Source organism: Nonlabens ponticola, from assembly GCF_003966335.1.
GTDB lineage: Bacteria > Bacteroidota > Bacteroidia > Flavobacteriales > Flavobacteriaceae > Nonlabens > Nonlabens ponticola.
Genome location: NZ_CP034549.1, coordinates 1185837 through 1211760, shown reverse-complemented (window position 1 = coordinate 1211760; position 25924 = coordinate 1185837). Strand labels below are relative to the sequence as shown.

28 protein-coding genes (1 of these 28 running past the window's edge) are annotated in these 25924 nt (G+C 40.6%); 13 read left to right on the top strand and 15 right to left on the bottom strand.

Features of this window, described 5'->3' with window-relative positions; genetic code table 11:
• Nucleotides 1-27: 27 nt before the first annotated feature.
• Genes EJ995_RS05380 through EJ995_RS05370 form a run of 3 tightly spaced genes read left to right on the top strand, consistent with a single transcriptional unit; the run spans nucleotide 28 to nucleotide 2771 of the window.
• A complete protein-coding gene (locus tag EJ995_RS05380; protein WP_126446383.1) occupies nucleotides 28-711 on the top strand; it encodes a cell division ATP-binding protein FtsE in 684 nt (227 codons plus the stop codon).
• The gene (locus EJ995_RS05375; RefSeq protein WP_126446381.1) at nucleotides 708-1829 is read left to right on the top strand and encodes a glycosyltransferase family 1 protein; all 1122 of its coding nucleotides are present in this window, start codon (nucleotides 708-710) and stop codon (nucleotides 1827-1829) included. Before EJ995_RS05380 ends, EJ995_RS05375 begins: the two co-directional genes overlap by 4 nt.
• Nucleotides 1830-2771: a glycosyltransferase family 2 protein gene (locus EJ995_RS05370; RefSeq protein ID WP_126446379.1), complete on the top strand. Its 942-nt coding sequence runs from the start codon at nucleotides 1830-1832 to the stop codon at nucleotides 2769-2771. It abuts the gene before it with no gap.
• On the opposite strand, the gene EJ995_RS05365 is transcribed toward EJ995_RS05370, so the two are convergent.
• Entirely contained in the window at nucleotides 2742-3149 is a 408-nt protein-coding gene (locus EJ995_RS05365) for a sugar 3,4-ketoisomerase (RefSeq protein ID WP_126446377.1), read from the bottom strand. The genes EJ995_RS05370 and EJ995_RS05365 overlap by 30 nt on opposite strands.
• A gap of 17 nt (nucleotides 3150-3166) precedes the next feature.
• Nucleotides 3167-4003 (bottom strand): glycosyltransferase family 2 protein, encoded by an 837-nt coding sequence (locus tag EJ995_RS05360; protein WP_164549873.1) that lies wholly within the window; start codon nucleotides 4001-4003, stop codon nucleotides 3167-3169.
• A 30-nt stretch (nucleotides 4004-4033) separates the two neighbouring features.
• Here EJ995_RS05360 and EJ995_RS05355 point away from each other — a divergent pair, with 30 nt between their 5' ends.
• The gene (locus EJ995_RS05355; RefSeq protein WP_126446373.1) at nucleotides 4034-5170 is read left to right on the top strand and encodes a glycosyltransferase family protein; all 1137 of its coding nucleotides are present in this window, start codon (nucleotides 4034-4036) and stop codon (nucleotides 5168-5170) included.
• 1 nt (nucleotide 5171) lies between these two features.
• Here the strand turns inward: EJ995_RS05355 and EJ995_RS05350 are convergent, their stop codons facing one another.
• From EJ995_RS05350 to recR, 4 genes are all read right to left on the bottom strand, one after another.
• Nucleotides 5172-5456, bottom strand: coding sequence for a hypothetical protein (locus EJ995_RS05350; RefSeq protein ID WP_126446371.1), 285 nt, complete (start codon nucleotides 5454-5456; stop codon nucleotides 5172-5174).
• A gap of 14 nt (nucleotides 5457-5470) precedes the next feature.
• Nucleotides 5471-6808: a dihydrolipoamide acetyltransferase family protein gene (locus tag EJ995_RS05345; protein WP_126446369.1), complete on the bottom strand. Its 1338-nt coding sequence runs from the start codon at nucleotides 6806-6808 to the stop codon at nucleotides 5471-5473.
• A 133-nt stretch (nucleotides 6809-6941) separates the two neighbouring features.
• Complete coding sequence (locus EJ995_RS05340) at nucleotides 6942-8063, bottom strand: glycosyltransferase family 2 protein (protein ID WP_126446367.1); 1122 nt, start codon at nucleotides 8061-8063, stop codon at nucleotides 6942-6944.
• Nucleotides 8063-8680 (bottom strand): recombination mediator RecR, encoded by a 618-nt coding sequence (gene recR / locus EJ995_RS05335; RefSeq protein WP_126446365.1) that lies wholly within the window; start codon nucleotides 8678-8680, stop codon nucleotides 8063-8065. Before recR ends, EJ995_RS05340 begins: the two co-directional genes overlap by 1 nt.
• Before the next feature lie 86 nt (nucleotides 8681-8766).
• Between recR and EJ995_RS05330 the strand changes: the two genes are divergently transcribed.
• Nucleotides 8767-10242 carry a sodium:solute symporter gene (locus EJ995_RS05330; RefSeq protein WP_126446363.1) on the top strand — a complete coding sequence of 492 codons (1476 nt, stop codon included), beginning with the start codon at nucleotides 8767-8769 and terminating at the stop codon, nucleotides 10240-10242.
• Here EJ995_RS05330 and EJ995_RS05325 read toward each other — a convergent pair.
• Together EJ995_RS05325 and EJ995_RS05320 are read right to left on the bottom strand one after the other, a co-directional pair.
• Nucleotides 10229-10591, bottom strand: a complete 363-nt coding sequence (locus EJ995_RS05325; RefSeq protein WP_126446361.1) for a CoA-binding protein — start codon at nucleotides 10589-10591, stop codon at nucleotides 10229-10231. The genes EJ995_RS05330 and EJ995_RS05325 overlap by 14 nt on opposite strands.
• 222 nt (nucleotides 10592-10813) lie before the next feature.
• Nucleotides 10814-11821 carry a 3-oxoacyl-ACP synthase III family protein gene (locus EJ995_RS05320; protein ID WP_126446359.1) on the bottom strand — a complete coding sequence of 336 codons (1008 nt, stop codon included), beginning with the start codon at nucleotides 11819-11821 and terminating at the stop codon, nucleotides 10814-10816.
• 96 nt (nucleotides 11822-11917) lie between these two features.
• Between EJ995_RS05320 and EJ995_RS05315 the strand changes: the two genes are divergently transcribed.
• From EJ995_RS05315 to EJ995_RS05280, 7 genes are all read left to right on the top strand, one after another.
• Nucleotides 11918-12499: an alpha-ketoglutarate-dependent dioxygenase AlkB family protein gene (locus EJ995_RS05315; RefSeq protein ID WP_126446357.1), complete on the top strand. Its 582-nt coding sequence runs from the start codon at nucleotides 11918-11920 to the stop codon at nucleotides 12497-12499.
• A gap of 51 nt (nucleotides 12500-12550) precedes the next feature.
• A complete protein-coding gene (locus tag EJ995_RS05310; RefSeq protein ID WP_126448876.1) occupies nucleotides 12551-12847 on the top strand; it encodes a TIGR03643 family protein in 297 nt (98 codons plus the stop codon).
• Nucleotides 12848-13207: 360 nt separating this feature from the next.
• Nucleotides 13208-13471, top strand: a complete 264-nt coding sequence (locus EJ995_RS05300) for an autorepressor SdpR family transcription factor (RefSeq protein WP_126446355.1) — start codon at nucleotides 13208-13210, stop codon at nucleotides 13469-13471.
• Nucleotides 13468-14127, top strand: coding sequence for an SdpI family protein (locus EJ995_RS05295; protein ID WP_126446353.1), 660 nt, complete (start codon nucleotides 13468-13470; stop codon nucleotides 14125-14127). The genes EJ995_RS05300 and EJ995_RS05295 overlap by 4 nt, the downstream gene beginning before the upstream one ends.
• Nucleotides 14124-15071: an alpha/beta hydrolase gene (locus EJ995_RS05290; RefSeq protein ID WP_126446351.1), complete on the top strand. Its 948-nt coding sequence runs from the start codon at nucleotides 14124-14126 to the stop codon at nucleotides 15069-15071. The genes EJ995_RS05295 and EJ995_RS05290 overlap by 4 nt, the downstream gene beginning before the upstream one ends.
• Before the next feature lie 109 nt (nucleotides 15072-15180).
• A complete protein-coding gene (locus EJ995_RS05285; protein WP_126446348.1) occupies nucleotides 15181-16506 on the top strand; it encodes a DUF819 family protein in 1326 nt (441 codons plus the stop codon).
• Nucleotides 16507-16551: 45 nt separating this feature from the next.
• Nucleotides 16552-17268: a DUF4369 domain-containing protein gene (locus tag EJ995_RS05280; protein WP_126446346.1), complete on the top strand. Its 717-nt coding sequence runs from the start codon at nucleotides 16552-16554 to the stop codon at nucleotides 17266-17268.
• Here the strand turns inward: EJ995_RS05280 and EJ995_RS05275 are convergent.
• From EJ995_RS05275 to idi, 4 genes are read right to left on the bottom strand one after another with little or no spacing between them, the layout of a single operon-like run.
• Complete coding sequence (locus EJ995_RS05275; RefSeq protein ID WP_126446344.1) at nucleotides 17263-17529, bottom strand: hypothetical protein; 267 nt, start codon at nucleotides 17527-17529, stop codon at nucleotides 17263-17265. The two genes, EJ995_RS05280 and EJ995_RS05275, sit on opposite strands and share 6 nt — an antisense overlap.
• A 37-nt stretch (nucleotides 17530-17566) precedes the next feature.
• Nucleotides 17567-18538, bottom strand: a complete 972-nt coding sequence (locus tag EJ995_RS05270) for a type I phosphomannose isomerase catalytic subunit (RefSeq protein ID WP_126446342.1) — start codon at nucleotides 18536-18538, stop codon at nucleotides 17567-17569.
• On the bottom strand, nucleotides 18538-18948 hold the full coding sequence (locus EJ995_RS05265) for a 6-pyruvoyl trahydropterin synthase family protein (protein ID WP_126446340.1): 411 nt from the start codon (nucleotides 18946-18948) through the stop codon (nucleotides 18538-18540). The genes EJ995_RS05270 and EJ995_RS05265 overlap by 1 nt, the downstream gene beginning before the upstream one ends.
• Nucleotides 18945-19466: an isopentenyl-diphosphate Delta-isomerase gene (idi, locus tag EJ995_RS05260; protein ID WP_126446338.1), complete on the bottom strand. Its 522-nt coding sequence runs from the start codon at nucleotides 19464-19466 to the stop codon at nucleotides 18945-18947. The genes EJ995_RS05265 and idi overlap by 4 nt, the downstream gene beginning before the upstream one ends.
• Before the next feature lie 150 nt (nucleotides 19467-19616).
• Between idi and EJ995_RS05255 the strand changes: the two genes are divergently transcribed.
• Complete coding sequence (locus EJ995_RS05255) at nucleotides 19617-21236, top strand: peptide chain release factor 3 (RefSeq protein ID WP_126446336.1); 1620 nt, start codon at nucleotides 19617-19619, stop codon at nucleotides 21234-21236.
• A 96-nt stretch (nucleotides 21237-21332) separates the two neighbouring features.
• On the opposite strand, the gene EJ995_RS05250 is transcribed toward EJ995_RS05255, so the two are convergent.
• The 3 genes in view from EJ995_RS05250 to EJ995_RS05240 are tightly spaced (at most 48 nt apart) and all read right to left on the bottom strand, a layout consistent with a single transcriptional unit that may run on beyond the window.
• Nucleotides 21333-23321: an OmpA family protein gene (locus EJ995_RS05250; RefSeq protein ID WP_241234696.1), complete on the bottom strand. Its 1989-nt coding sequence runs from the start codon at nucleotides 23319-23321 to the stop codon at nucleotides 21333-21335.
• A 15-nt stretch (nucleotides 23322-23336) separates the two neighbouring features.
• Nucleotides 23337-24269 carry a PorP/SprF family type IX secretion system membrane protein gene (locus EJ995_RS05245; RefSeq protein ID WP_126446332.1) on the bottom strand — a complete coding sequence of 311 codons (933 nt, stop codon included), beginning with the start codon at nucleotides 24267-24269 and terminating at the stop codon, nucleotides 23337-23339.
• 48 nt (nucleotides 24270-24317) lie between these two features.
• A protein-coding gene (locus tag EJ995_RS05240) for a T9SS type B sorting domain-containing protein (protein ID WP_126446330.1) crosses the window boundary here: on the bottom strand, nucleotides 24318-25924 show its final stretch. 26158 nt of this gene lie beyond the right edge of the window; 1607 of the gene's 27765 nt are visible here — the last part of the coding sequence; its start codon lies off the right edge, out of view; it ends in the stop codon at nucleotides 24318-24320.

The following is a 25924-nucleotide window of genomic DNA, read 5'->3' as shown; positions in this document are numbered from 1 at the left end:
GTGTAACTTTACCTCAAATAATCCTGCATGGCATCGCACGTTTTAACCCTTAGTGACGTAGATATTTATCAACGTGACAACCTGATTTTAAAGAACATCAACCTTACAATTGATAAGGGTGAATTTGTTTATTTGATAGGTAAAACGGGTAGCGGTAAAAGTTCCTTGATGAAGACGCTCTATGGCGATATACCTCTTAAAAAAGGAAAGGGCAGCATCGTGGATTTTGATTTATCACGCTTGCGCGAAAAAGAGATTCCTTACCTGCGCCGCAAACTAGGCGTAGTCTTTCAGGATTTCAAATTACTTACCGATAGGACAATTCACGATAACCTAAAGTTTGTACTTAAAGCAACCGGCTGGAAGGACAAAAAAGAAATGACTTCAAAAATTGATGAGGTGCTGGACAAGGTAGGCATGAAAACCAAAGGTTTTAAATACCCGCATGAATTATCTGGTGGCGAGCAGCAGCGCGTTGCCATTGCTCGTGCCCTACTCAACGATCCAGAGCTTATCATTGCAGACGAGCCTACCGGTAACCTAGATCCACAAACCAGCGTTGAGATCATGGAGGTACTGCAAACTATTAACAAGAACGGCAACACGATTCTCATGGCAACCCATGACTATGCCTTGATTCTTAAATACCCATCAAAAACGATCAAGTGTGATGATGGTGAAGTATTTGAGGTGGTTCAAAAAACCGTATGATCACGCACCTGGATATTGTAAGTTTTGACGTTCCTTATCCAGCTAATTACGGTGGTGTTATTGACGTTTTTTATAAGATCAAAGCACTGCATGAGCGTAATGTAAGTATCACTTTACATTGCTTTCAATATGGCAATCGTTTGCCTGCCCAACTGCTTGAGAGATATTGCGAGCAGGTATTTTATTACCCAAGAAAAACAGGCATCACTGGTATCTCACCTAGTAAACCGTACATAGTAAATTCTAGAAAAAGTGAGTCGCTTTTAAAACGATTACAAGAAGCTCCAGGCGCTATCTTATTTGAAGGATTGCATACTTGTAACTACCTGGATCATCCATCCTTAAGCTCTAAAATAAAAGTGGTAAGATGCGCTAATGTGGAACACGAGTACTATAAACATCTTGCACAACAAGCAAGCTTTCCTAGATCATTGTATTACAACCTTGATTCTCAATTACTTAAAAAATATGAGACCGTTCTTGAGCATGCGCAGCTGTTGCTGACGATAAGTTCTAATGATCAATCACATTTTGAAAAACAATATCCTAAAACGCAGGTTGCTCTTATTCCTGCATTTCATGGTCAACAAATCTCAAAACATGAAGCGAGCGATGAGCTTTTTGCGCTGTTTCACGGTAGTTTGAATGTTATTGAAAATGAGCGAGCCGTGTTTGAGTTGCTAGAACTATGGCATGATCTGGATCACAAATTAAAGATCACAGGTAGATTACCATCCAATAGATTGGTATCAAAAATAGAAAAGGCACCTAACGTTGAACTGATAGCAAATCCAAGTGAAACCAAACTTTCTGAATTGATAAGCGCGGCCCAAATTCACATGATGCTGGCTACCCAAGCGACTGGTTTGAAATTAAAATTATTGAATGTGCTGTTCAATGGAAAACACGTCATTGCTAATAACGAGATGCTAACAGAGAATTCTTTGCGTCCTTTGGTTCATGTCGCAAATAATAAATTAGAAATACAGAAAGCGGTTGATCAACTTATGACAACCGATTTCACTGATCAAGATTTTAATTCCCGGAAGTCTATTCTTACAAAGTACAGTGATGAGAATTCGGTAAATTTATTGCTACACCATCTCAACTCTCTTTAAATGGATATTCTTGTTGTTATTCCTGTATATAATAAAGCAAGCACGTTGCAGCGAGCGGTAGAGTCTGCCGTTAACCAAACTTATGCCGCGAGAGAAGTTTTAATCATTGATGATGGCAGTAATGATGGTAGCGAGCGTATCGCCGATCAATTAGTGAATGAAAAAATTAGAGTAATTCATCAAAATAATCAAGGTGTGAGCGCTGCGCGCAACGCAGGAATTGCCTATGCACAAGAGAATGATTTTACTCAAATTGCATTATTAGATGCGGATGATTATTGGACAAATGAACATCTAGCAACGATTAAAGAATTATTTGAAAAGTTCCCTACTGCTCAGGTTTTTGCGACCAACTATCTATTGAAACGAAAAAGAAAAACACTTGAGACTAAGTTTTCTAATCTTAAAAACTCTGAACCTCAGGTTTTACTAGAGCCTTTTTTTAAATACAATTACCTAAATCCTACTTTGCGGTGTTCATCCATCGTTATAGAGACTAGTGCCTTGGAAAAAGTTGGGCTATTCAATACCGATTATACCCACTTTGAAGATATCGATTGGTTTATCCGGATAGGAATTCATTTGAAAATAGCGTTCTCAAAAAAGATAACTCTTTATGTGGATGAAAGCGCTGAAAATCGATCCAACAAGGTAGCCATGTCCCAAAGACGCTATCCTGATTTTAGCGATTATGATGATTATGCGAGTACGAATAATGCTTTATCAAAATATTTGAGCCTGAATAGGTATGGTATTGCAATAGCTTATCGATTGGTAAATGATATCTCAGGCGCGCATAAGTATCAAAATATAGTAGATGTCAATCATTTGACTAAAAAGCAGCAATCACTACTCAAGATGAATCGTATTCAGCTCAAATCTTTGCGAAAAACACAGCGTATTTTAGGAAATCTAGGATTTCACGTGCGCAGCGGCAAGTGATTTAAATTTGTCAAAATCCCTGATGTAATCCTCTTCAGAGAAATCATGAGAAGCTAGCGCGAGACATACCGCACCGCTAGAAAAATCTGTAAGTTCTCGCCATACCATAGTCGGCACGATAAGGCCTTTGGCTGGTTTGTTGAGAAATACCTCAGTAGTAGTTTTACCATCATTGAGCTGCACGATAAAACTGCCACTGATTGCGATAAGCATGGTATAACACTCTTTATGTGCATGACCACCACGATGAGATTCACTAGGAACATCGTACAAATAATACACACGCTTGATTGCAAATGGTATAGAAGCCTTTTCAACTACCGCGAGATTACCACGTGGATCAGTAATTTTAGGAATGTCGATGATGGTATAATCCATTAAATAAAGGTCGGTAATTAATTGTTATTTAAAAGCTCGCTTTTCTGAAAACTCTCAGCTCCTTTTTGAAATAAGGATTTTGACCTCAACAGTTCTCGAGGTGATTTCACCAGACCTTTTCTCAATAGAAAGAACGCGTATTTCCAAGCGTGAAAAAATACAGATCGCTTCAAGAATGCTGCTAGCGCGCCGCGAGCATATATGACGCGGTCTGCAGCTGGCTCATCACTGCTATTGTGCTGGCCATGCTTAACGATCATTTTTGGATAAAAAGCTCCGGAAATGTCAAACTTGTTCAAGCTACTTAGGAAAACTAGGTTTTCGCTGTCTTCAAACTGTGCCCCTAATCCAAAACGCTCGTCAAACACAGCTTCTTGAGTCATCAATTCTTTTTTAAATGTAATCTCTGGCGACAGGACTTTTTCCATCAACTTCAAATCCTGATGCTGGAAAAAAGTAGGTTGCTTAGGATAATTCCAATAAGGGTCTCCTGTTTCTAGGACTTCCGTTTGAAAAGTGATTATTGTAGATGGAATATCATTGTGAGCATCCACGATACTTTGGATGGAATCTGGCAATATGATACAATCATCATCGAGTATCCAGCCCAACTTACCTGTCATGTTCTTAATACCCATATTACGGCTGCGGCTCAAACCTCGACCGACATCGTTAATCACTTTGATGTTGGGATTCTTAGATACCAATTTGCTATCCTGATTTTGATTAACTATCAAAATGTTAGCATGAATCTGTTCTAACGGTTTTGAAAACATCACTTCCAGAAACGACAAATCCTCACGATCCATGGTCGCGATGAGAATCTCAAGATCGTCTGTCGTGTAAGGTTGCAAGCGTGTATCTTTATCCCAAAGATACTTTTTATGCGCATCTTGCTGGTAGGAGAATACAGCGGTTATCACAATGCCCTGAAACATGGCTTGCAACAGTTGGGTCATAAAGTGACACTAGTTGGTGATGGTGATGGGTTTAAAAATTATCCGGTAGATGTTTTCATTGGCAGCGATTGGTTCCGTAGGAATTGGTTCCGTGAAAAGTTCAAAGTAGCCTGGTGGAAACTCACAGGTCGTAATCTTGAAGATAACTTGAGGTATGCAAGCTTTCGCGAAAGCAAAAACAAACTCAAAGACCACGATATAGTACAGTTCATCAATTCTAATGCACTAGGTTGCGAGCCAGCAGTAGAGCTCAAAATGATGCAGTGGTTAGTAGCTAATAATGGTAAGTGCTATCTGGCGGCCTGTGGTGATGATGCAGAATACGCTCAATATCTAATGAATGATCATCAAGGATATTCCATTCTAGATCCAGTGAAGAAAGATGTAAGGTTAAAACCATATTTAGGTCATACCTACAAGTATCTGGAAAAAGGATATCAAGAGAATTACCACTGGCTAGTGCAACATTGCGAGGCTGTCATTCCTAGTAATGTCGACTATGCAATGGCACTTACCAATCAAAAAAAAGCGACCAAAATCATTCCTGCACCAGTGCAAACATCAAGACACGAATTGACTCTAAACACCGATCTATCAACTATCGAGATCTTTATGGGAATCAATAGGCCCAACTATTACAAAAAAGGGATTTATTACTTTGAAGAGGCGTTGAAGCGTATCAAAGAAAAATATAATGACCAAATTAAAATCACGATTGCCGAAAACTTACCGTATCACGAATACATAAATAGTTTTTCTAGTGCTCACATATTATTAGATCAGGTATTATGTTATGATCAAGGATATAATGCTCTAGAGGCGATGCTTAAAGGAAAGGTAGTATTTGCCGGTGCTGGAAACGCCTACAAAACGTATCACGCAGTAGATCAAGTACCAGTTATTGATGCACAACCTGATGTGGATTACCTCGTGGCACAACTGGTAGAATTGATCGAGAATCCTGAAACATTGCTGGAAAAAGGAAGGCAAGCTAGAGAATTGGTGCTAGAAATGCATGACTGTGTCAAGATCGCATCTAGATTTCTAGAGGTCTATAATTAGGCTATTTATTCTTCCAGTTAATATCGATTCCAGAGAAATCTTCGGCTGCTTTTTCTTTTGCTTGTTTGGTGATCATGAATTCGTGTTCATGTACGATCTCTAAATCCTCATCAAAATAAAAAAGCATGGTCTGCTCACCATCATAATTGCAGATGGTTAACGCGTGTATCTCAAGTTCATTGAAATACTCGTCCTTAACCGTCATTGGATCATTGAACTCAAAATAATGCAATACTTTGGCGCCCTTGAAGTAATCGAAATCTTCTAGATGGATTTGATCTGCCATAATTGTTGGATTCTTTAGATCTCGCGATCAGTGTCAAAAGATTCTAAAATTTGTGCTACTCGCTGCACAAATTGACCACCTAGAGCACCATTTACAACACGATGATCATAGCTGTGTGATAAGAACATCTTCATACGTATACCGATGAAGTCACCTTCTGGTGTTTCTACGACTGCTGGTACTTTTCTAATAGCACCTAAGGCAAGTATGGCGACCTGTGGTTGATTGATAATAGGTGTACCCATGATAGAACCAAATGTTCCTACATTAGTCACCGTATAAGTACCACCTTGAGTATCGTCTGGTTTGAGTTTACCATCGCGTGCACGGCCTGCAAGATCATTAACAGATTTTGCCATACCCACAAGATTGAGCTGATCTGCATTTTTGATTACTGGAACAATCAAGTTGCCATCTGGTAAGGCAGCTGCCATACCCAAATTAATATTCTTGCGTTTGATGATACGGTCACCATCAACACTAATATTTATCATCGGGAACTCTCTGATGGCTTTTGCCACAGCTTCCATAAATATTGGCGTGAAAGTGAGATTCTCGCCTTCTCGCTGTTTGAATGTTTCTTTGTTCTTTTTTCTCCAGTTCCAGATATTGGTCACATCGCACTCAATAAAACTTTGTACGTGCGCGCTAGTTTGCACACTTGCCACCATGTGGTGCGAGATTAATTTACCCATGCGAGTCATCTCGATGATCTCATCATCACCGTTCATAGAAACTGGTGCTGCCACCGGTGCAGATTTTACTGTTGCTGAAGCTGATTTATCAGCGACGACATTTGCTTGAGCTACTGGTTTGCCGGATTTGCGGTCTTCTACATAAGCTAGAATATCGTGCTTAGTTACACGACCGTCCTTTCCTGTACCTGAAATGCTCTCCAATTCAGATACTGCGATACCTTCTTCCTTGGCGATGTTTTTTACTAATGGCGAGTAGAACTGATCACTATTAGAGTAGTCGTATTTGCCAGCAGTTTCTAGACCTTTATTGACTTGCTCTGCAGCAGTCTGTGTTGCTTCTTCTGCATAGCCTGCTGGTGCAGCAGCTGTCACCTCTTTTACTTGATCAGGAACTGATGCTCTAGCCTCAGCGGCATCGGTCTCTATAATGGCGATGGTTTGACCTACCTGGACGACGTCATCAACTTCAAAAAGAATCTCAGACAAGACACCATCAACCTCGCTAGGCACCTCGCTATCGACTTTATCAGTCGCTATTTCTAGCACTGGCTCATCCATCTCAATAGCATCACCAACGTTCTTGAGCCATGTAGTAATTGTAGCCTCTGCTACAGATTCACCCATCTTAGGAAGTTTTAATTCGTATCGTGCCATATATAAAGTGTTCTAGCTAGGTTTTAACTTTTGCAAAAATACTAATAATCAATCTCTGTTTTGAGGTAATCGCATTGTGCCTATAATGTTTTAAGATATTGTTATCAATAATTCAATGAATCACAACTTTTAATCAGAATTGCTTAACAACACCTCGTGAATTGCTGGAATCGCTTCCCGAAATGGTTGAGCGAGAATGATTTAGAAATCTATAGGTCCACCTATTTCCATGAAAACTCATGAAGGAAATGATCTCTTGACGTTCAATGGTTTTAGTGTCCCAAATGATTTCAAGATTCACGGTATCCGTAAGGAAATTGCTTTCCAATAGTTGGTCTAGTGTAAACACCTCAAATCTATCTGAATCGTAATCTTCAGAAATTACTATTTGTCTTCTATCAACATCGATTTTTTGTTCAATTGATTTTGGTGTTTTATTTATCATGACTTGTGCAAACTTATTTACCAGCCATTGACTCCATTTGCTTTCAGGATGATGCTTAGCATAGAATAATTGCATCGCGTTGTAGAATCGCTCGCGGTATTTTTTATCTTGTATAGTGCTTTCTCCTTTAAAATGAATGATTTTAAGATCTCCTAGATACCAATTATGAAAACCGTTCTTCAAAGCAGTAAAACTCAGGTCAATGTCCTCGCCGTACATGAAATACCGTTCATCCAGACCGCCTAGCTTTTCATAGGTGGATTTTTTGCCCATCATAAATGCACCGACTAAGACCTCTGTTTTTGCTCGCTCATCTTGGGTAAACCGTTGATCATAATATTTTGAATCAACACCTATCTTTTTTAAGGCTACACCACTTTTAGTGGGAACACGACGCTTACTTTCTGGTAAATACGTGCCGCTACCATCGATCAACTGTACTCCTATGAAGCCTACTTGGGATTGCGCCACTTCGACTCCACTCAGTGCAGGTTTCGCGAAAGCGTAACATTCATCAAAAACATTGCTACCTACTATCGTATCTGGATTCAACAAACAGATGTACTCTCCTGTTGCTTGCTGCACTGCCAGGTTATTCCCTTTAGAAAAGCCATAATTTTTATCAAACTCAATAATCTCAACTTGATTTGAGTATTGCTTGATGCGCATCAAACTGTTGTCTGTCGATGCGTTATCAGCAACGATGATCTGAGATTTTATGTTTTGTGTGGCTACCAACACGCTCTCGACACAAAGCTCCAAAAAAGCCGAAGCATTGTAGTTCAAGATTATGATCGATAGTTGCGTCATCAGCTTTTCACACTGGTTTCATAAGGAATGCGTTGCAAGATGCTGCGGCCTAGCGTTACCTCATCTGCAAACTCTAGCTCGTCACCTACGGCAATACCACGTGCAATAGTCGATGTGCTGACTGGTAAATCACCCAATTGCTTGAAGATGTAAAAATTTGTCGTGTCACCTTCTATGGTTGGACTCAATGCAAAAATGATTTCCTTAACCTCATCGTTTTTCACGCGATTGACCAGTGAGCTTACTTTCAAATCTTGCGGGCCTATTCCATCCATCGGGCTGATCTTACCACCTAAAACATGATACAAACCTCGATACTGGCTCGTATTTTCAATGGCCATCACGTCGCGCACGTCTTCTACCACGCAAACTAATGTATGATCCCGATTGTGGCTGGCACAGATTTCACAAAAATCTGTATCGCTCACATTATGACACTTTTTACAAAATTTGAGATCATGCCTCATATCTGTCAAGGCCTTAGAAAGCGCATCAGTTTGCTGTTCTGGTTGTCGCATGAGATGCAGTACCAACCGCAGCGCTGTACGTTTACCTATTCCAGGCAATTGAGATACTTGATGTACGGCTTCTTCTAGGATTTTTGAGGAAAAATTCATGTCTCACAAATATAGCGTGCCCAATCGTGAATATTGGTCGGTGATATGCAGATTGCTATGACTATTTTAGCAGCAAAATTTAAACCGTGAGCTCTACCCAAATCTTACTAACCATTGCCACGTATTTTGCCGTGCTGGTAATTATTTCCTTTGTGGTAGGCCGTAAGGCTGATAGTTCGACCTTCTTTAGAGGCAACAGATCGTCGCCATGGTACATCGTGGCCTTTGGGATGATAGGCGCGTCGTTAAGTGGTGTGACATTTATATCGGTTCCAGGTGCTGTTGAGGCTGGATCGATGAATTATTTTCAGGTAGTGCTAGGTTACATTGTGGGCTATGCCGTCATAGGCTTAATACTCATGCCGCTGTATTATCGCATGAACTTGACGTCTATCTACAGTTATTTAGGTGATCGTTATGGTAGTGCTGCGCAGTACACAGGCTCCAGCTTTTTTCTCTTATCACGCATCGTTGGCGCTAGTTTTAGGCTATATCTAGTGGCTGGTGTATTGCAGACCTTCGTTTTTGATGCGATGGGAATTGCATTTTGGCAAACGGTGACTTTTACCGTGGTTCTCATCTGGCTTTATACTTTTAGATCAGGAATCAAGACCATTGTATGGACTGACACCTTGCAAACACTGTTTATGCTTATTGCAGTAGGCGTGGCGATCTATTACGTCAGTGATAGTCTAGACCTCAATGGAATAGGTGGAATAATCAGTTTTGTGAGTGAAAGCGAGTACTCGCAAATCTTCTTTTGGGATGACTGGAAAAGCGATCAATTCTTTATCAAGCAATTTCTAGCGGGTGCTTTTATCGCCATTGTAATGACTGGACTGGATCAAGATATGATGCAAAAAAACTTGACCTGCCGCAGTCTTGGTGATGCTCAAAAAAACATTTTTTGGTTCACTATTGTTTTAACCATCGTGAACCTTGTGTTCCTTGCATTGGGCGTTTTGCTTACCGCTTTCGCGAAAGCGGAATTCCTAACAGCCACAAAGGATCAATTGTTCCCAGCGGTAGCGATGGACAATGGTCTAGGTATCGGGTTGGGACTTGTGTTCATTCTAGGACTGGTTGCGGCCGCCTATTCCAGTGCTGATAGCGCGTTGACTTCACTCACGACTTCTTTCTCCGTTGATATAGTAAAGCTTGAAAAAAACTTTGCAGAACAGAAACAACAACAACTACGCAAACTGTTTCACGTAGGATTTTCAATAGTATTGATACTTGTGATTGTAGGTTTTGAATACATCATTCAAGATGCGAGTGTAATCAACAAATTGTTTGTGTTTGCTGGTTACACGTATGGACCGCTGTTGGGTATGTTTGGTTTTGGGATCTTAACAAAAGTCAAAGTCAATCATAAACTGATACCTATCATCGCCATCGCCTCACCATTTGTTACCTATGCGATAAGCTATCTGGCAGAAACGCAAGCCAACTTTAAATTCGGTTTTTTTATTCTGATCTTGAACGGTGCGATTACGGTTGCAGGATTATGGATAGGTAGTTGGTTTACCCAGCAGGAAGATTTAACTGCTAATACTGATTAGTACCCAGCATGACTAGCGTACAAGCAACCTCAACCTTAATGTTATTTTCTTCTAGCATCTTGTAAAACTCTGGGTTTTCTGTGCCTGGATTAAAGATGACACGTTCAGGTCTTAAGCTAATGATATAATCATAGTAAGCCTCTTGCCTCTTAGGGTTCAAATAAAGGGTCACCGTATTAATTCCTTGAAACGGCACTAGATCTGTATGCAGTTTTACATCATCGACCAGACCTTCTCGCAGACCAATTGCGACTGTATCAATATTGAATTTGCGCAACCTGTAGATCGCCACGTTTGAGTATCGCTCTTCCTTAAGCGAGGCGCCTAGCACCAGTGTTTTTTTAGACATAATTATTACTTACAGTGTAACATTACGACGATATGATCGTCTATTGAGTGAAGGAAGTGATAAACCTTTATTGATTTATTTGATAAGAAATCGATTTTACATCGATTCATACATGACCAAATAACTCATAATTAATGGTTAGTGTTTTTATTTGGTTACTAGAAATCCCGAGCTTGCAGGCTCGGGATTTTGTTATGGTAACAATGGCGCTTTAATTTCCTACTACCACTTCATAATAGCGCTGCCCCATGTAAACCCACTACCAAAGGCTGCCAACACTACCGTGTCACCTTCCTTGATCTTACCTTCTTCCCATGCCTCGCATAATGCGATAGGAATACTGGCTGCCGTGGTATTACCGTAGCGTTGTATGTTATTATAGACCTTATCGTCCGCTAGCTGGAATTTCTTCTGGATGAATTGAGAGATGCGCAAATTAGCTTGATGTGGTATCAACATATCAATGTCTTCAACCTGCAGGTTGTTTGTTTTCAAACCTTCCATGATTACCTCGCTAAAACGAACCACCGCATTCTTGAATACAAACTGGCCGTTCATATATGGATAGTAAGGAATATCCTCTTGAGGATTTTCCTCTATTATTTCTGGAACCCAATGCAAAGTAGAAGGACCTTTCAATGAGAGTTCTAGCGCATGTTTACCTTCACTGTGCAAGTGTGTCGACAACACGCCATGACCGTCTGTATCAGATCTTGTGAGTACAGCCGCGCCGGCACCATCACCAAAGATTACACTCACGCCACGACCACGAGTCGTGAAATCCAGGCCACCACTATGGTTTTCTGATCCTATCACAAGGACATTTTTATACATGCCCGTTTTTATAAATTGATCTGCGACCGAAATAGCATAAATAAAACCACTACACTGATTGCGCACATCCAGCGCTGGACAGGTGTGAATCCCCATAAGATCCTGAACCTGCACGCCACAACCTGGAAAGTAATAATCTGGTGATAACGTGGCAAAAACGATGAGATCAATATCATCCTTAGAAACTTGGGCGCGTTCCAGTGCTATTTCAGCAGCTTTGACACCCATCACGGCAGTCGTATTACCGTCGCCTTTCTTGATGTGGCGACGTTCCTTGATACCAGTGCGTTCCTGAATCCACGCGTCGTTGGTATCCATTACTTTTGAGAGATCGTCGTTTGTGACTATATTTTCAGGAACATATTTACCCATTCCCGCTATTCGCGATGTATACATAGTATAAATTTGATTGTCGCGCAATATACTGCCTAGCCCATGGTTCAAACACGATATAACATTAGTTTTAATATGCATGCATAGTAAGTTGACCCTATGATTGACCTGAAAATTCCAGATGCCAGCGTGCAGTATGATGATGCTTTTTATGCTTTCGCGAAAGCGGAACACCTACAAGCTACCCTGCAAAAAGAAACGCCATGGCGACAGAATAAGATTACCGTATTCGGCAAGACCTATGACGAGCCTCGATTAACCCAGTTGTATGGCGATGCAGGATTGACCTATGGTTACAGCGGCATCCAGTTTGAGCCACTGCCGTGGACAGAACGGCTTACCCAGATCAAAACCGATGTTGAAAAAGCCTGCGGCACGCAGTTCAACATCTGCCTGATTAACTTGTACCGCAGCGGTCAGGATTCTAACGGCTGGCATGCAGATAATGAGAAAGAATTGGGTAAAAATCCGTCTATTGCGAGCATCAGTTTTGGTGCGCAACGCTATTTTCACTTGAAGCATAATGACGATAAGGAAAAACGTTTCAAACTACTACTAAAGAATGGAAGTTTACTTTATATGAGTGGCGAGACGCAGCACACGTACAAGCATCAAATCGCCAAAACCAAGCGAGAGATCCAGCCACGAATCAATCTTACCTTTAGAAAGGTAGTACTCTAGTTTAACGTCTTTTTGCAAGAATAGAAAGCGATGCCCGACTATCTTGCAGGTATGAGTAAGGCAAAAGATATCCTACGGGATCTAGACGAGCGAGCGATAGATCGCATCATAGAAATGGCATGGGAAGATCGCACGCCTTTTAGTGCGATTGAATTCCAATTTGGCGTTTCTGAGCAAGAAGTCATCAAAATCATGCGCGACCAGATGAAAGCCAGCAGCTTTAGAATGTGGCGCGAGCGCGTTCAAGGTCGCAGCACAAAGCACAGAGCATTGCGCGATCCAGAAATGGATACTTTTAAAGCAAACCGACAGCGACAGATTACACATAATAAGATTTCTAAGAGATAGGTTGACGGTTGACGGTTGACGGTTGACGGTTGACGGTTGACGGTTGACGGTTGACGGTTGACGGTTGACGGTTGACGGTTGACGGTTGACGGTTGACGGTTGACGGTTGACGGTTGACGGTAAGAAATTGAATATTCCTGAACACGAGAGCCTTCTTTATCTTTTTTTACGCTAAGAATATTGTATATCAACCAATTGGCTCTTAGGCTTTTGTTTCTTGTTTCTTGTTTCTTGTTTCTTGTTTCTTGTTTCTTAAAATTCATATTCAGCTTATCTAGTTCCCGACAACATAAATTTTTAACATTTTGGAAGTGAGATCATTAAAGAGTTATTTAGATATTTGCCTAAATACTTAATAGCTTGAACTCGCTTTTAAAAGCACTTAACGATCCTACAAGAAGGCAGATACTAGAACTTTTAAAGCAAAAGGATCTTAATGCAGGCGAGATCGCACAAGAATTTGAAATGTCCAAACCTAGTATCTCACATCATCTGGATTTGCTCAAGCGTGCCGACTTAATTCACGGCAACAAACAAGGGCAGTTTATCTACTACTCGATCAACACCACGGTGATGGATCAATTACTATCATGGATACTAACCTTTAAAAATATGCAGTCATGACTTCTAGACGTTTTGAGATTATGATCATCATCTTAACAATACTGCCATTTATTTATCTAGCATTTATCTATGCTGGTTTACCTGATCAAGTGCCCATGCATTTTGATCTAGAAGGAAACGTCAATCGATACGGTCATAAATCTGAACTGTGGATCTTACCAGCGGCGACCACTGGCTTGATTTATTTCTTACTTAAATATTTACCTGCCATAGATCCCAAGAAGCAGATTGAAAAAATGGGTTCTGTATGGATTAAGTTGCGATTAGGGTTTGCTGCTGCTATGTGCATTATCGCAGTATTTGGTATCTACTATATTGATTTAAAAGCGGCCGGCGATACTATTAGCATTGGTATTCAATGGATATATGCTGCTGTTGGTCTGTTATTTCTCATTCTAGGAAATTACCTGCCATCAATAAAATCAAATTATTTTGTTGGCATACGCACGCCATGGACACTGGAAAACGATCAAGTATGGCGAGCTACTCACCAACTAGGTGGTTACTTATTTATGGCAGCTGGTGCATTGATCATAATATCAGCATTGACCTTAACAGATCAATGGACATTTTACATCTTGCTTGGCACAACAATTGTCATCACGTTAACCTCATTCATTTATAGCTATACTGAATTCAAAAAAATTACATCATGAAAAAGTTTCTACTTCTATTCTTATTTCCAGCAATCGTTTTTGGACAAGATGCCTTCAGTAAAAAACCTGCTGAAAAAGAATCAACGTTGTCAACAGATGTAACGATCAATGAAGACGTAAAAGGAACCTTGCTCATGCCAGAAAACCAAGCCAACAAAACGCTGGTGATACTGCTTACCGGTAGTGGCCCTAATGATCGTGATGGCAACAGCATGATGACTAAAAATGATAGCCACAAGCAGCTCGCACAAGCTTTACAAAAGGAAGGAATCGCCACCTATAGATATGACAAGCGTACAGCCACCAGACTTAAAGAACGACGCAGTGTTGATGATATTAAGTTTCAAGATTTTGTAACAGATGCATCGTCGGTAATCAATCACTTTGTTGACGACAAACGATTTGATAAAATTTACATGGCTGGGCATAGTCAAGGATCACTGGTTGCCATGCTCGCTTTAAATGATGAAGTTGATGGTTTTATAAGTATTGCTGGTCCAGGTGAGACAATCGACAAATCGATTATACAACAAGTAGGCGCGCAATCACCAGGTCTTGACAAACAGGTAGAAACTGTATTTAATAAAATGAAAGCACAAGATAGCCTAGTGACTGACTATCCTGCCTACCTCAACTCTATCTTCAATCCTAGCCTACAACCATTTATGAAAGAATGGATGTCGCATGATCCAGCCCTTGTTATTTCAAAATTAGAATTACCAGTGCTTATTGTCAACGGTGATCAAGACACCCAGATTGATATCAAACAGGCCAAATTACTCCACACAGCAGCGCCACAAGCAGATTACTACATTATTAAAGATATGAATCATGTACTTAAAAAGGTGGGCAGTGATCCTCTTGAAAACGCAAAGAGTTATAGCGATCCCAATTTCCCGTTGCATGAAGAGTTAGTACAACGTATTGTTGATTTTGTGAAGTAAGTGAGGTCGTTGGTATTACGCTTTCGCGAAAGCGTAACTATTAAAAGCATTATCACAAATCAATAGTCCAAAATCATAATATCGTATTTTGCCGCTCAAATTCTTAATCATGAGCTTGCAGGAAATCAATAAGATCGTCGACACATCACCATTGATTACGGACGATGCGATCACCTTTGGCATACTGATGCTGTGTCTAGCAGTCGTGTTCTACACCTCGTCAAGAGACAGTGGCGTCCTACATAAATTTTACAAGGTCGTACCAGCATTGCTCATGTGCTATTTATTGCCGTCGATCTTAAGCTCTACAGGTATCATTGCAGCAGACTGGAAAATATCTGATGACAATGGAGTCGTGGTCGAGTATAGTTCATCACTTTACTATGTCGCTACTCGATATTTATTGCCAGCTGCACTTGTTCTTATGACGCTGAGTATCGACTTGAAGGCCGTTTTCAATCTAGGACCCAAAGCCTTGATCATGTTTCTCACAGGAACTGCTGGTATTATTATAGGCGGGCCGATTGCTGTTCTAGTTTTTACCTACATCTCACCAGATACGGTCGATGGTGCTGGCTTTGACGCCGTGTGGCGTGGACTTTCTACGCTTGCTGGTAGCTGGATAGGTGGTGGCGCTAATCAAACAGCCATGCTCGAGATTTATGAATTTAATCAGGAATTGTACGGTGGTATGGTGCTGGTAGACATCGTTGTAGCAAACTTATGGATGGCAATATTGCTGTTGGGAATAGGCAAGGCCGCAAGTTTTGATAAATGGACTGGCGCCGACGCTAGTGCGATTGACAGGCTTAGAGAAAAGGTATCTAATTATTCTAGCAGCGTCAAGCGAGAAGCAACGATCACGGATATAATGGTAATGCTGGGAATTGGTTTTGGCACGGTCGCCATTGCGCATCTTTTGGGTAATCACCTGTCTCAAACGATGAGTGACATTGATAGTATCGCTAGCAATATCTACCTGAGCTTCTTGACCAGTTCCTTCTTCTGGTTGATCTCTATCGCTACCACTATTGGAATTTTACTTTCCTACACGCCCATGAAAAAATATGAAGGCACTGGTGCGTCACGCATAGGTAGTATTTTCATTTACATTCTTGTAGCCACCATAGGTGTAAAAATGGACTTGAGGCAAATATTGGAAAATCCGTATCTAATTTTAGTTGGCATCATATGGATGAGTATTCACGCCGGTTTATTGATACTTGTTGCTAAACTTATCAAAGCGCCCTACTTTTTCCTTGCGGTAGGTAGCCAGGCAAATGTAGGTGGCGCGGCAAGCGCGCCAGTTGTTGCCGCTCAATTTCATCCAGCATTGACGACCGTAGGCGTGTTATTAGCAGTATTTGGATATGTAGTAGGTACAGTAGGCGCTATTGCTTGTACAATTTTATTACAAATGGCAGCACCTGTGTAGGAGCATTTAAAAGTAAGATGCATATTTGCAGCCTTAATTGATGCTATGAGATTGTCCCTATTTATAATCGCCTTTTCTATACTTCTCATCTCTTGCAATGATGACAAGGATAATGGTAACCTAACGGTACGCGGTTCTATTGATGGTTTAAAGGTAGGTAAGGTATTACTGCAAAAAACGGTGGACACAAGCCTTATTACCATTGATTCTGTATCGCTTGACGGTTCTGGTGATTATAGCTTGAGCGCCACCATTGACGAGCCGCAATTACTCTATCTATATCTAGATGTGAAAGATGGGACACAATACGATGATCGCATCGCATTTTTTGCAGAAGACACAGTTATGACCATCAACTCATCACTCAACAATTTTGAAAAAGATGCTGTCATTACGGGTTCTAAAAATCAAATCGTGCTAGCAGAGTTCAATAAGAACAAAGACAAGCTCAATGAAGTTTATACAAACCTCATGAAGCGCAGCATGTCTTTAAATCAAGAAGAAAATCCCTCGCAAGCATCCATCGATTCACTTAATACTGAATACGAGAAGTATTTGAAGAAACGCATTCTATATGCGGTGAACTATGCGACATTTCACAAGGAAAAAGCGGTAGCACCGTATATTTTGTTACAGGAAGGATTTGACGCTAATCCTGTCTTACTAGACAGTATTTATAAACAAATGCCAAAAAAAATTCAGACAAGTATGTATGGAACACGATTGTCTGAATTGATTAAGGAGTCAAAAAGTAATCTATAGACCGTTTACTCTTTCTATCAGTGCCTTTCCTTTAGTCTCAAGATCTGCGCGCACCTGCTTTAAGTGAGCACTTCTATTCTCAACACTCTTATCATTTACTCGGGCGATTAACTCGTCAAAAGTGCTGATACAGTCTTCAATTATTTGTTCAGACTTTGCATCATCTTCATCTGGGTTTGCCGTTTGATGAATCAATGCTGCTTCAATAATATCTCCTAAAACATAATTGATGTCCTGTTTAAGGTCTCTAATACTTGCCATGTTGTAAAAATTTGGTGCAAAAATAGTGAATAACCAGCTAGACTGTCACAATTAAAACACGTGCTTCTGTATCGCACTCAATAGTGACTGATGGGTTCATCGCGGCTGGTAATAAATAGGTTTGTGTGTGATGGCAACGGTATGAATTACCATCATGCAAAATATTCACTGCGACACCTACATTAATCAATATAGTAAAGAAATCTGCCGTGTGTGGAACTTCAAATTGACCCGTGAATTGTGCAATTCTCGTAGTGAAATATTGATTACTTTCTAATGTTTGAATGCCTGTTTGTGTTACATCATAAGCTAATTTATGATCAGCTCCAGCGGCAAGATTACTAGCCTTCATTGCGGCATCAATGTGCAGTTCTCTCGTATTCCCTTTACTGTCCTTGCGGTCATAATCGTACACTCTGTATGTGATATCGCTACTTTGTTGAATTTCTGCCAGTGTAATTCCTGCACCGATAGCATGAACGGTTCCTGGAGCGATCATGTAAGCATCGCCTTGTCTTGCCTCGATATTATTGAGTAGTTGTGGCAGTGTTTTGTTTTGTACCGCTTTCGCGAAAGCTAACTCATCAACATTATTCTCAAATCCTATTGTCAACTGTGATCCTGGACGGGCATCCATGACATACCACATCTCGCTCTTGCCAAAGCTGTTGTGTTGATTGCCAGCCATCTCATCATCTGGATGTACCTGTATGGATAAATCCTGAGCCGCATTGATAAACTTTATGAGTAAGGGGAATTTGTTACCGTAGAGAGCTGCTAGTCTGGCACCCAATATTTTTTCTGGATAGGTGTCGAGCAGCTGCTGTAAATTGTGTCCTTTTAAGTCACCATTGTCAACCACGCTTACCTTACCGGGAACAGTACTTATTTCCCAGCTTTCACCTAATTGGTCGATAGGTGGCTGTATATTCTTTAATTGATTTAAATGCTGTCCACCCCAGATTTTCTCTAGTAAAATAGGTTCAAATGTGAGTGGATACCATGTCATTATTCACCTTTATATAAAATAAAATTGCGCGGTGTCTCAAACAACTTAATCTCTAGATCATATTTTGGATCAAGGTGTTTACGTATCCTATTGTAGATGACAAATGCGATGTTTTCGGCAGTTGGATTTAAGTCCTTGAATTCTGGAACTTGCTCGTTGAGGTTTTTATGATCAAGGTGATTTTCTATCTGTTCCTTAATAATATCCTTAAGAATCTTGAGATCAATTAAATATCCTGTTTCTGGATCAACCTCACCGGTCACGCCTACCTCTAGCTCATAATTATGACCATGATAATGTGGATTGCTGCACTTATCAAATATCTCTTCGTTTTTTTCATCACTCCAATCCTTGCGATATAAGCGGTGAGCCGCATTAAAATGTGCTTTCCTGTAGGCCGTTATTCTCATGATATATGCTCGTAATATTTATCAAAGATGATCTTGAACCACTCGGTATAGAGTTCTGGATTGCTCTCCATACTATTTTTAATGTCGTGAGCTGTCATCCATTTCCAGGCTGCGACCTCGTCGGGATTTATCTGTGGTGCGTCATTATAACTACCTACCATCACGTGATCCAACTCATGCTCCGTAAGGCCATTATCAAAAGGTGCGATGTAAATAAAATTAAATAGTTCTTTAAGATCAGTTGTAAAACCCATTTCTTCCATAAGACGGCGTTTACCAGCTTGAAGATTTGTCTCACCTTCTCGTTGATGGCTGCAGCATGTATTGGTCCATAGGCCTGGTGAATGGTATTTATGTTGTGCTCGCTGCTGCAACATGATCTCATTCTTATCATTGATCACAAAGACTGAAAATGCTCTATGAAGTAGCGCTTTCTCATGTGCCTCAATCTTCTCCATGAGCCCTATTTGCTCGTCTCGCTCATTGACCAGAATAACTTTCTCTTGTACTTTACTCATATATCCATCAAAAATACGACATGAGTTTCAAGGAATTGACAATGGTCACTGCTCTTTAAGAAACATGTAGCAAAGAGAGGTTTATGAATGTACGATACTTGTGGTATAGTGCCTGTTGAAAATGTATTTTTGCAACTTCTTAGACCTATTATGAAATTTAAAGATCAAATAGCGCGCAGGCGCACCTTTGGGATCATTTCGCACCCAGATGCTGGTAAGACAACCCTAACTGAAAAATTACTGCTTTACGGTGGTGCCATTCAAGAGGCTGGAGCTGTAAAGAGTAATAAAATCAAAAAAGGTGCAGCAAGTGATTTTATGGAGATTGAGCGCCAGCGTGGTATATCGGTAGCTACATCTGTACTAGCGTTTGAATATGATGGCATCAAAGTCAACATTCTTGACACACCTGGTCACAAGGACTTTGCAGAAGATACCTTTAGAACGCTAACGGCGGTTGATAGTGTAATCGTGGTGATTGACGTTGCCAAAGGTGTTGAGGAACAAACTGAAAAACTTGTCGAGGTATGTCGCATGCGAAATATCCCGATGATCGTATTCATAAATAAAATGGATCGCGAGGGAAAAGACGCCTTTGACCTCATGGACGAGATTGAGCAAAAACTCAACCTACGTGTTACACCATTGAGTTTCCCAATTGGGATGGGTTATGATCTTAAAGGTATTTACAATATACGTGAGAATGATGTTCACTTGTTTACGGGAAATACCACTAAGGATCACAAGACAACAACTGAGATTAGTGATCTACAGGATTCCCGACTTGATGATCTGGTAGGCAACAAGGCAGCAGACACGTTGCGTGAAGAGCTAGAGCTTGTCACTGGAATCTATCCAACATTCAATCGAGAGGAATATCTCAATGGTGAATTGCAACCAGTATTTTTTGGGAGTGCGTTGCACAACTTTGGCGTGCAAGAATTACTTGATGGCTTTATAGCCATCGCGCCAGCACCTAGACCTAAAAAAGCAGAGGAACGACTTGTTGCACCTGATGAAAAAGACTTCAGTGGTTTTGTGTTTAAAATCCATGCTAACATGGATCCACGCCACCGTGATCGCCTCGCATTCATTAAAGTTGTGAGTGGTACGTTTGAACGCAATACAGCTTATAAGCATGTACGCCTCAATAAAAATCTTAAGTTCTCAAGTCCCAATGCCTTTTTTGCAGAGAAAAAAGAAATCGTTGATGAGTCTTTTCCTGGTGATATTGTGGGCTTGCATGACACTGGTAACTTTAAAATAGGCGATACGCTCACCAGTGGTGAAGAGTTACATTATAAAGGAATTCCATCTTTCTCTCCAGAGCACTTTAGGTACATTAATAATGCTGATCCTATGAAGTCTAAGCAGCTGGCTAAAGGTATTGACCAGCTCATGGATGAAGGTGTTGCACAATTATTTACACTAGAACTTAATGGCCGTAAGGTGATAGGTACGGTAGGCGCCTTGCAATTTGAAGTGATCCAGTATCGTCTGGAACATGAGTACGGCGCTACCTGTAGTTATGAGAACCTCAATGTGTATAAAGCATGTTGGGTAGATACAGCAGATACTGATAGTGATGAATTCAAGGATTTTAAAAGAGTTAAGGCTAAATTCCTAGCTCATGACAAGCGAGGCCAATTGGTTTTCTTTGCAGACTCTAGTTTCTCACTACAAATGACACAACAAAAATACCCGAGCATCAAGTTTCACTTTGTCTCAGAGTTTGAGTCAATTGCGGAGTATTCAGTAGTTGACAGTTAGTAGTTAGTAGTTAGTAGTTAGTAGTTAGTAGTTAATAAAAATGCCCTTTGTAAGAATACAAAGGGCATTTTTATTGGTCAACGATTACAACGTCAGTTAGTCACATTCGTTATACTTATCTAAACCAGAAACTATAAATTCTGATCTACGGTTCAGCTGGTGTTGCGCTGGTGTACAATCTACTCCATTAGCACATTCATTTACCAATTGTTGTTCACCGTATCCTTTCGCCGTGATACGATTTGCATCAATTCCCTTATTAATTAACCATGATCTCGTACTTTGCGCGCGACGTTCAGACAATGCATCATTATAAGCATCGTTAGCGCGGCTATCCGTGTGCGATCTTATCTCAACTTTAGTTTCTGGATATAATTCTAGGAACGCTTGAATCTTAGCCAGCTCTAGAGCAGCATCTGGTCTTATGTTTGACTTATCAAAATCAAAATAGATTTGCTCAATATCCAAAACATCAGCGAGATCATCACATTCTAATACAGGAACTAATCGGCTAGACAATGCTAGAGGAATATCGATGAAATCACTTGTTTGAGGCGTAGTGAACAGATCTTCTTCTGCTCTGTAATCTTCTTTATCAGCTCTTACAAAGTATTGCTTATCACACTCAAGTTTAAATACATATTTACCATTAGCTCGAGTTACAGCCTCGTCAACTTGATTGTTATTAGAATCCATTATGGTAACCGTTGCACCTGTTAGCGGCTCTCCAGTTTGCTCATCAGTTACAGTTCCAGTAACTAGTATTTCACAAGTATCTCTCAAGTCTTCTAATTGTACAAAGCGGTATATATCATCATCGCCCATACCACCAATTCTATTAGAACTGAAGTATCCAATTTTAGTATCATCATTTACAATAAATGAGAAATCATCATAAGGTGTATTCACCGGCTTACCTATGTTCACTACCTCACTCATACTACCGTCTGGATTGATGGAACTTGCAAAAACATCCAGTCCACCAAGACCTTGATGTCCTGTAGAAGCGAAGTATAAAACATTATTCTTGCTAACAAATGGGAACGTCTCACGTCCCATGGTATTTACAGACTCTACATTAACTGGCTCGCCATAGCTACCGTCAGCACCTATCGTGACCATCCATATATCAGATCTTGTAAAATTGTTTTCTTCATCGTATCCTGTACTGCCAGGCATATCACTTGCAAAAAACATCTTGCTGCCATCTGGAGTCAGTGCCGGATGCGCGGTGCTGTAGCTATCACTATTAAATGGCATCTCAATAGGCTTAGTCCATGACTTACCCTTGCGAGTAGATTTATAAATCTTAAGCTTTGTCAATCCATCAATATCTTGACGCAAATCACCATCCAGGTAATTATTTCTTGTAAAGTAAACAGTTTCACCATCTGCGGTAAAAGCTGGCGTGCTTTCATGAAACTTAGTATTTAATGTTCCACTAAATTTTTCGGCATCGCTCAACTCTCCAATGCTATTGCGATTGGCATCATACAATTCTAGAAACGCCTGCTCATTCCAACTGTGAGTTCTCTTGATTAAAGAATTAGTATCTCTTGAGCTTGCAAACACAACCTTATTTTGATCATCGTAGAACGCTGGGCCAAAATCTGCTGTATAAGAATTGATCTCACGAGCATTCTTTACATCAAATCTTCCAGATTGAAAATCAATAATTTGTAGATAATCCGGCTGCGTTGAGTAAGCCTCAGCTCTTGAGTCGTACCCTTTGAAGGTATTGAACTTTGCCATGAGCTGGTCTGCCTCATCATACCTTCTTACAGATTTGAGAGACTGGGCATATCTAAAATAATACTCTGGCTTGATGTTGTCCGTATATTGCTCAAATAGCTGGTTGTACCACTTGTAAGATTCTTGCAAGTCATCATTGAAATAATAAGTATCTCCTAGCTTAGCAAGAACTTCTGGACTCTTATAACCATTCTCAACAATACGCTTATACAATTGTTGCGCATCAATAAACGCGAGCTGATCATAATCCTTATTGGCACGCTCAATCTTATTTTGCTGGGCTACCAGTGAGGTTCCCATACATAGCAATAGAGCAAAAAGTAAATGTTTCATCATAATCTAGTTCCTTTAAAAGAATCGAGGTGTAATAAGTTTGTCGTATCTATCGAATAGCTCAAATCTAATGAAGAGTTCATAACTACCATCATTATATACGGTATTTCCCAGCTCAGTAGTTTCCCGATCATAAGCAAATCCAATTAGCATAGAATCGCTTACCTGAAATCCTACTAGCCCAGTTACTGCTGCACTCCATCTGTACGCTGCACCTAGCGTTAATCGCTCGTTGAACAAAAAGTTTGCCGTAACATCCACTTGAAGTGGTGCACCAGCAACAGCCTTAACCAACGTGGTAGGCTTAAATTTGATATTATCATTCAAATCAAATACGTAACCTGCGGTTGCAAAATAATGGATACGCTCTTCTGCTAGATAGGCAGTGCTAGCGCTATTTTCTTCATCAAAATGCTCTGTCCTTAAAAGATTGGGAGTACTCAAACCTAGATAAAATCTATCAGTGTGATAGTAGGCACCAACTCCAACCGTAGGTGATAGTCTATTATCAATATTATTTTCCAATAAAGCATCATCTACCTCACGCGCATTCAATCTACTAAAATCAACACTTAACAAATGCGCTCCACCTTTAAGCCCTAGACTTAAATTTCCATTATAACTTACGGGAATAGTGTAACTAAAATCTGCTGCAAAATAAGTCTCATCACTAGGCCCCAATTCATCATTCACCACGCTCAATCCTAATCCTACTCGACTGTCAGATATAGGCGTATGAAACGATAACGTTTGTGTCCTAGGAGCACCATCTAGACCTACCCATTGACTTCGGTGTAAACCTACTATACTTGCTACGCCTCGATTACCCGCATAAGCTGGGTTCACAACAATAGGGTTGTACATATACTGGCTATATTGAGGATCCTGTTGGGCTGTTACCGCTTTCGCGAAAGCAAAAAACAATAAAACAATTATAAATTTCTTCATGCTTTGTCTATTAAAATTACTAGGCTCACAATCGCAAGACTAGTTCATTTATCTATTTATATACAGGTAACCTGCAAGTTGAACATTCTGGTTATCGTCGTTAGTGTACTCAATGACATAGTAGTAGGTACCTACAGGCAATAACTCGTCAGTGGCAACTGTAACGCGACCATCAGACACACCTCTAAAGTATCTATTCACATTGTCATAATTATCCACATTGTAAACCTCTACACCCCAACGATTGAAAATCTTGACATTGTTCTCAAAGTTTTCAATACCATCAATTACAAAGATGTCATTTTCACCATCACCATTAGGTGTCAACACATTAAATATTTCAATGTTACCACCATCAACATCTAGGTAGTCAGGAATACCATCACGGTCACCATCATCGTCGGTTAAGTCACCATTGATGTTTCCATCCTCAGACTCAGTTGGAATACCATCATTGTCATCATCTGTATCTCTATAATCTGGTTCTTCATCACCGTCAGTATTATTTAGATCTTCCGCTGGATTATCTACTACAAACACACCATTTGGATCACCGTAACCTGTGGTATCACCATCAAATGCATCATCAAGACCATCATTATCAACATCGTCACCGCTAGGTTGAACATCTGCGACACCATCATTATCAAAATCAAATCCTTCAATGCTGTCATCAACACCATCATCGTCAGAATCTAGATCGTTATAATCTGGAGTACCATCGTCATCAAAGTCGATTGGATCGATTCCATCTCCATCTCCTGGCTCATCTTCATAAGCATCGTCCAGACCGTTTTGATCACTATCCACACCTGATGGTGGTATATAATCTCCCGTTTCTTGACCTTCTACATTATCAGGAATGCCGTCGTTATCGCTGTCTTGATCTAATGAGTCAATTAATCCATCACCATCAGTATCCTTATCACCTTCGACTGAATCAAGTATACCATCATTATCATCGTCAATATCGATATCATCAGGTATGCCATCGCCGTCATTATCGTCAAATGGTGTAAATAAGTAACCATCATCATCGGTAATTGTAAGTTCACCAGCTTCAACACTAGCATCTTCTGGATCGCTATCACCTGTTGTTAGGCTATAGCCAAATCCATTATTTGGAAGCGTACTCTCGTCAACGTCTACCGTGTAGTCACCTACTGGTACCTCTGCGCTCCAGTTGCCGTCTTCATCAACCGTTACCGTAAAGGTCAGGTCGTTGTCGTCGTCATCATCGTCGTCACCTCTGGTTAGGATCACCTCGGTTCCGGCTGGGAACAGCTCGTCCACATCTGCATCATACACGCCGTCGCCATCAACATCGTTGAATACGAAGCCTGTGATCGTTCCTACTGCTTGATATCCATCAGGCGTAGTCTCTGTGGTCTCACCGTTGTTGACGCTCACGTCTTCTGGATCACTGTCGCCAGTGGTCAGTGCATAGCCTGCACCGCCATCTGGAAGCGTGCTCTCGTCAACGTCTACCGTATAGTCGCCTACTGGTACTTCTGCGCTCCAGTTTCCGTCTTCATCAACCGTTACCGTGAAGGTCAGGTCGTTGTTGTCATCATCATCGTCGTCACCTCTGGTCAGTACAACCTCGGTTCCTGCTGGGAACAGCTCGTCCACATCTGCGTCATACACGCCGTCGC

Excerpts from the sequence above, each read along its gene's own strand:
- EJ995_RS05380 (WP_126446383.1), top strand. The coding sequence starts at position 28 with ATGGCATCGCACGTTTTAACCCTTAGTGACGTAGATATTTATCAACGT.
- EJ995_RS05375 (WP_126446381.1), top strand. The coding sequence starts at position 708 with ATGATCACGCACCTGGATATTGTAAGTTTTGACGTTCCTTATCCAGCT.
- EJ995_RS05370 (WP_126446379.1), top strand. The coding sequence starts at position 1,830 with ATGGATATTCTTGTTGTTATTCCTGTATATAATAAAGCAAGCACGTTG.
- EJ995_RS05365 (WP_126446377.1), bottom strand. The coding sequence starts at position 3,149 with ATGGATTATACCATCATCGACATTCCTAAAATTACTGATCCACGTGGT.
- EJ995_RS05355 (WP_126446373.1), top strand. The coding sequence starts at position 4,034 with ATGCGCATCTTGCTGGTAGGAGAATACAGCGGTTATCACAATGCCCTG.
- EJ995_RS05350 (WP_126446371.1), bottom strand. The coding sequence starts at position 5,456 with ATGGCAGATCAAATCCATCTAGAAGATTTCGATTACTTCAAGGGCGCC.
- EJ995_RS05345 (WP_126446369.1), bottom strand. The coding sequence starts at position 6,808 with ATGGCACGATACGAATTAAAACTTCCTAAGATGGGTGAATCTGTAGCA.
- EJ995_RS05340 (WP_126446367.1), bottom strand. The coding sequence starts at position 8,063 with ATGACGCAACTATCGATCATAATCTTGAACTACAATGCTTCGGCTTTT.
- recR (WP_126446365.1), bottom strand. The coding sequence starts at position 8,680 with ATGAATTTTTCCTCAAAAATCCTAGAAGAAGCCGTACATCAAGTATCT.
- EJ995_RS05325 (WP_126446361.1), bottom strand. The coding sequence starts at position 10,591 with ATGTCTAAAAAAACACTGGTGCTAGGCGCCTCGCTTAAGGAAGAGCGA.
- EJ995_RS05320 (WP_126446359.1), bottom strand. The coding sequence starts at position 11,821 with ATGTATACATCGCGAATAGCGGGAATGGGTAAATATGTTCCTGAAAAT.
- EJ995_RS05315 (WP_126446357.1), top strand. The coding sequence starts at position 11,918 with ATGATTGACCTGAAAATTCCAGATGCCAGCGTGCAGTATGATGATGCT.
- EJ995_RS05310 (WP_126448876.1), top strand. The coding sequence starts at position 12,551 with ATGAGTAAGGCAAAAGATATCCTACGGGATCTAGACGAGCGAGCGATA.
- EJ995_RS05295 (WP_126446353.1), top strand. The coding sequence starts at position 13,468 with ATGACTTCTAGACGTTTTGAGATTATGATCATCATCTTAACAATACTG.
- EJ995_RS05290 (WP_126446351.1), top strand. The coding sequence starts at position 14,124 with ATGAAAAAGTTTCTACTTCTATTCTTATTTCCAGCAATCGTTTTTGGA.
- EJ995_RS05285 (WP_126446348.1), top strand. The coding sequence starts at position 15,181 with ATGAGCTTGCAGGAAATCAATAAGATCGTCGACACATCACCATTGATT.
- EJ995_RS05280 (WP_126446346.1), top strand. The coding sequence starts at position 16,552 with ATGAGATTGTCCCTATTTATAATCGCCTTTTCTATACTTCTCATCTCT.
- EJ995_RS05275 (WP_126446344.1), bottom strand. The coding sequence starts at position 17,529 with ATGGCAAGTATTAGAGACCTTAAACAGGACATCAATTATGTTTTAGGA.
- EJ995_RS05270 (WP_126446342.1), bottom strand. The coding sequence starts at position 18,538 with ATGACATGGTATCCACTCACATTTGAACCTATTTTACTAGAGAAAATC.
- EJ995_RS05265 (WP_126446340.1), bottom strand. The coding sequence starts at position 18,948 with ATGAGAATAACGGCCTACAGGAAAGCACATTTTAATGCGGCTCACCGC.
- idi (WP_126446338.1), bottom strand. The coding sequence starts at position 19,466 with ATGAGTAAAGTACAAGAGAAAGTTATTCTGGTCAATGAGCGAGACGAG.
- EJ995_RS05255 (WP_126446336.1), top strand. The coding sequence starts at position 19,617 with ATGAAATTTAAAGATCAAATAGCGCGCAGGCGCACCTTTGGGATCATT.
- EJ995_RS05250 (WP_241234696.1), bottom strand. The coding sequence starts at position 23,321 with ATGAAACATTTACTTTTTGCTCTATTGCTATGTATGGGAACCTCACTG.
- EJ995_RS05245 (WP_126446332.1), bottom strand. The coding sequence starts at position 24,269 with ATGAAGAAATTTATAATTGTTTTATTGTTTTTTGCTTTCGCGAAAGCG.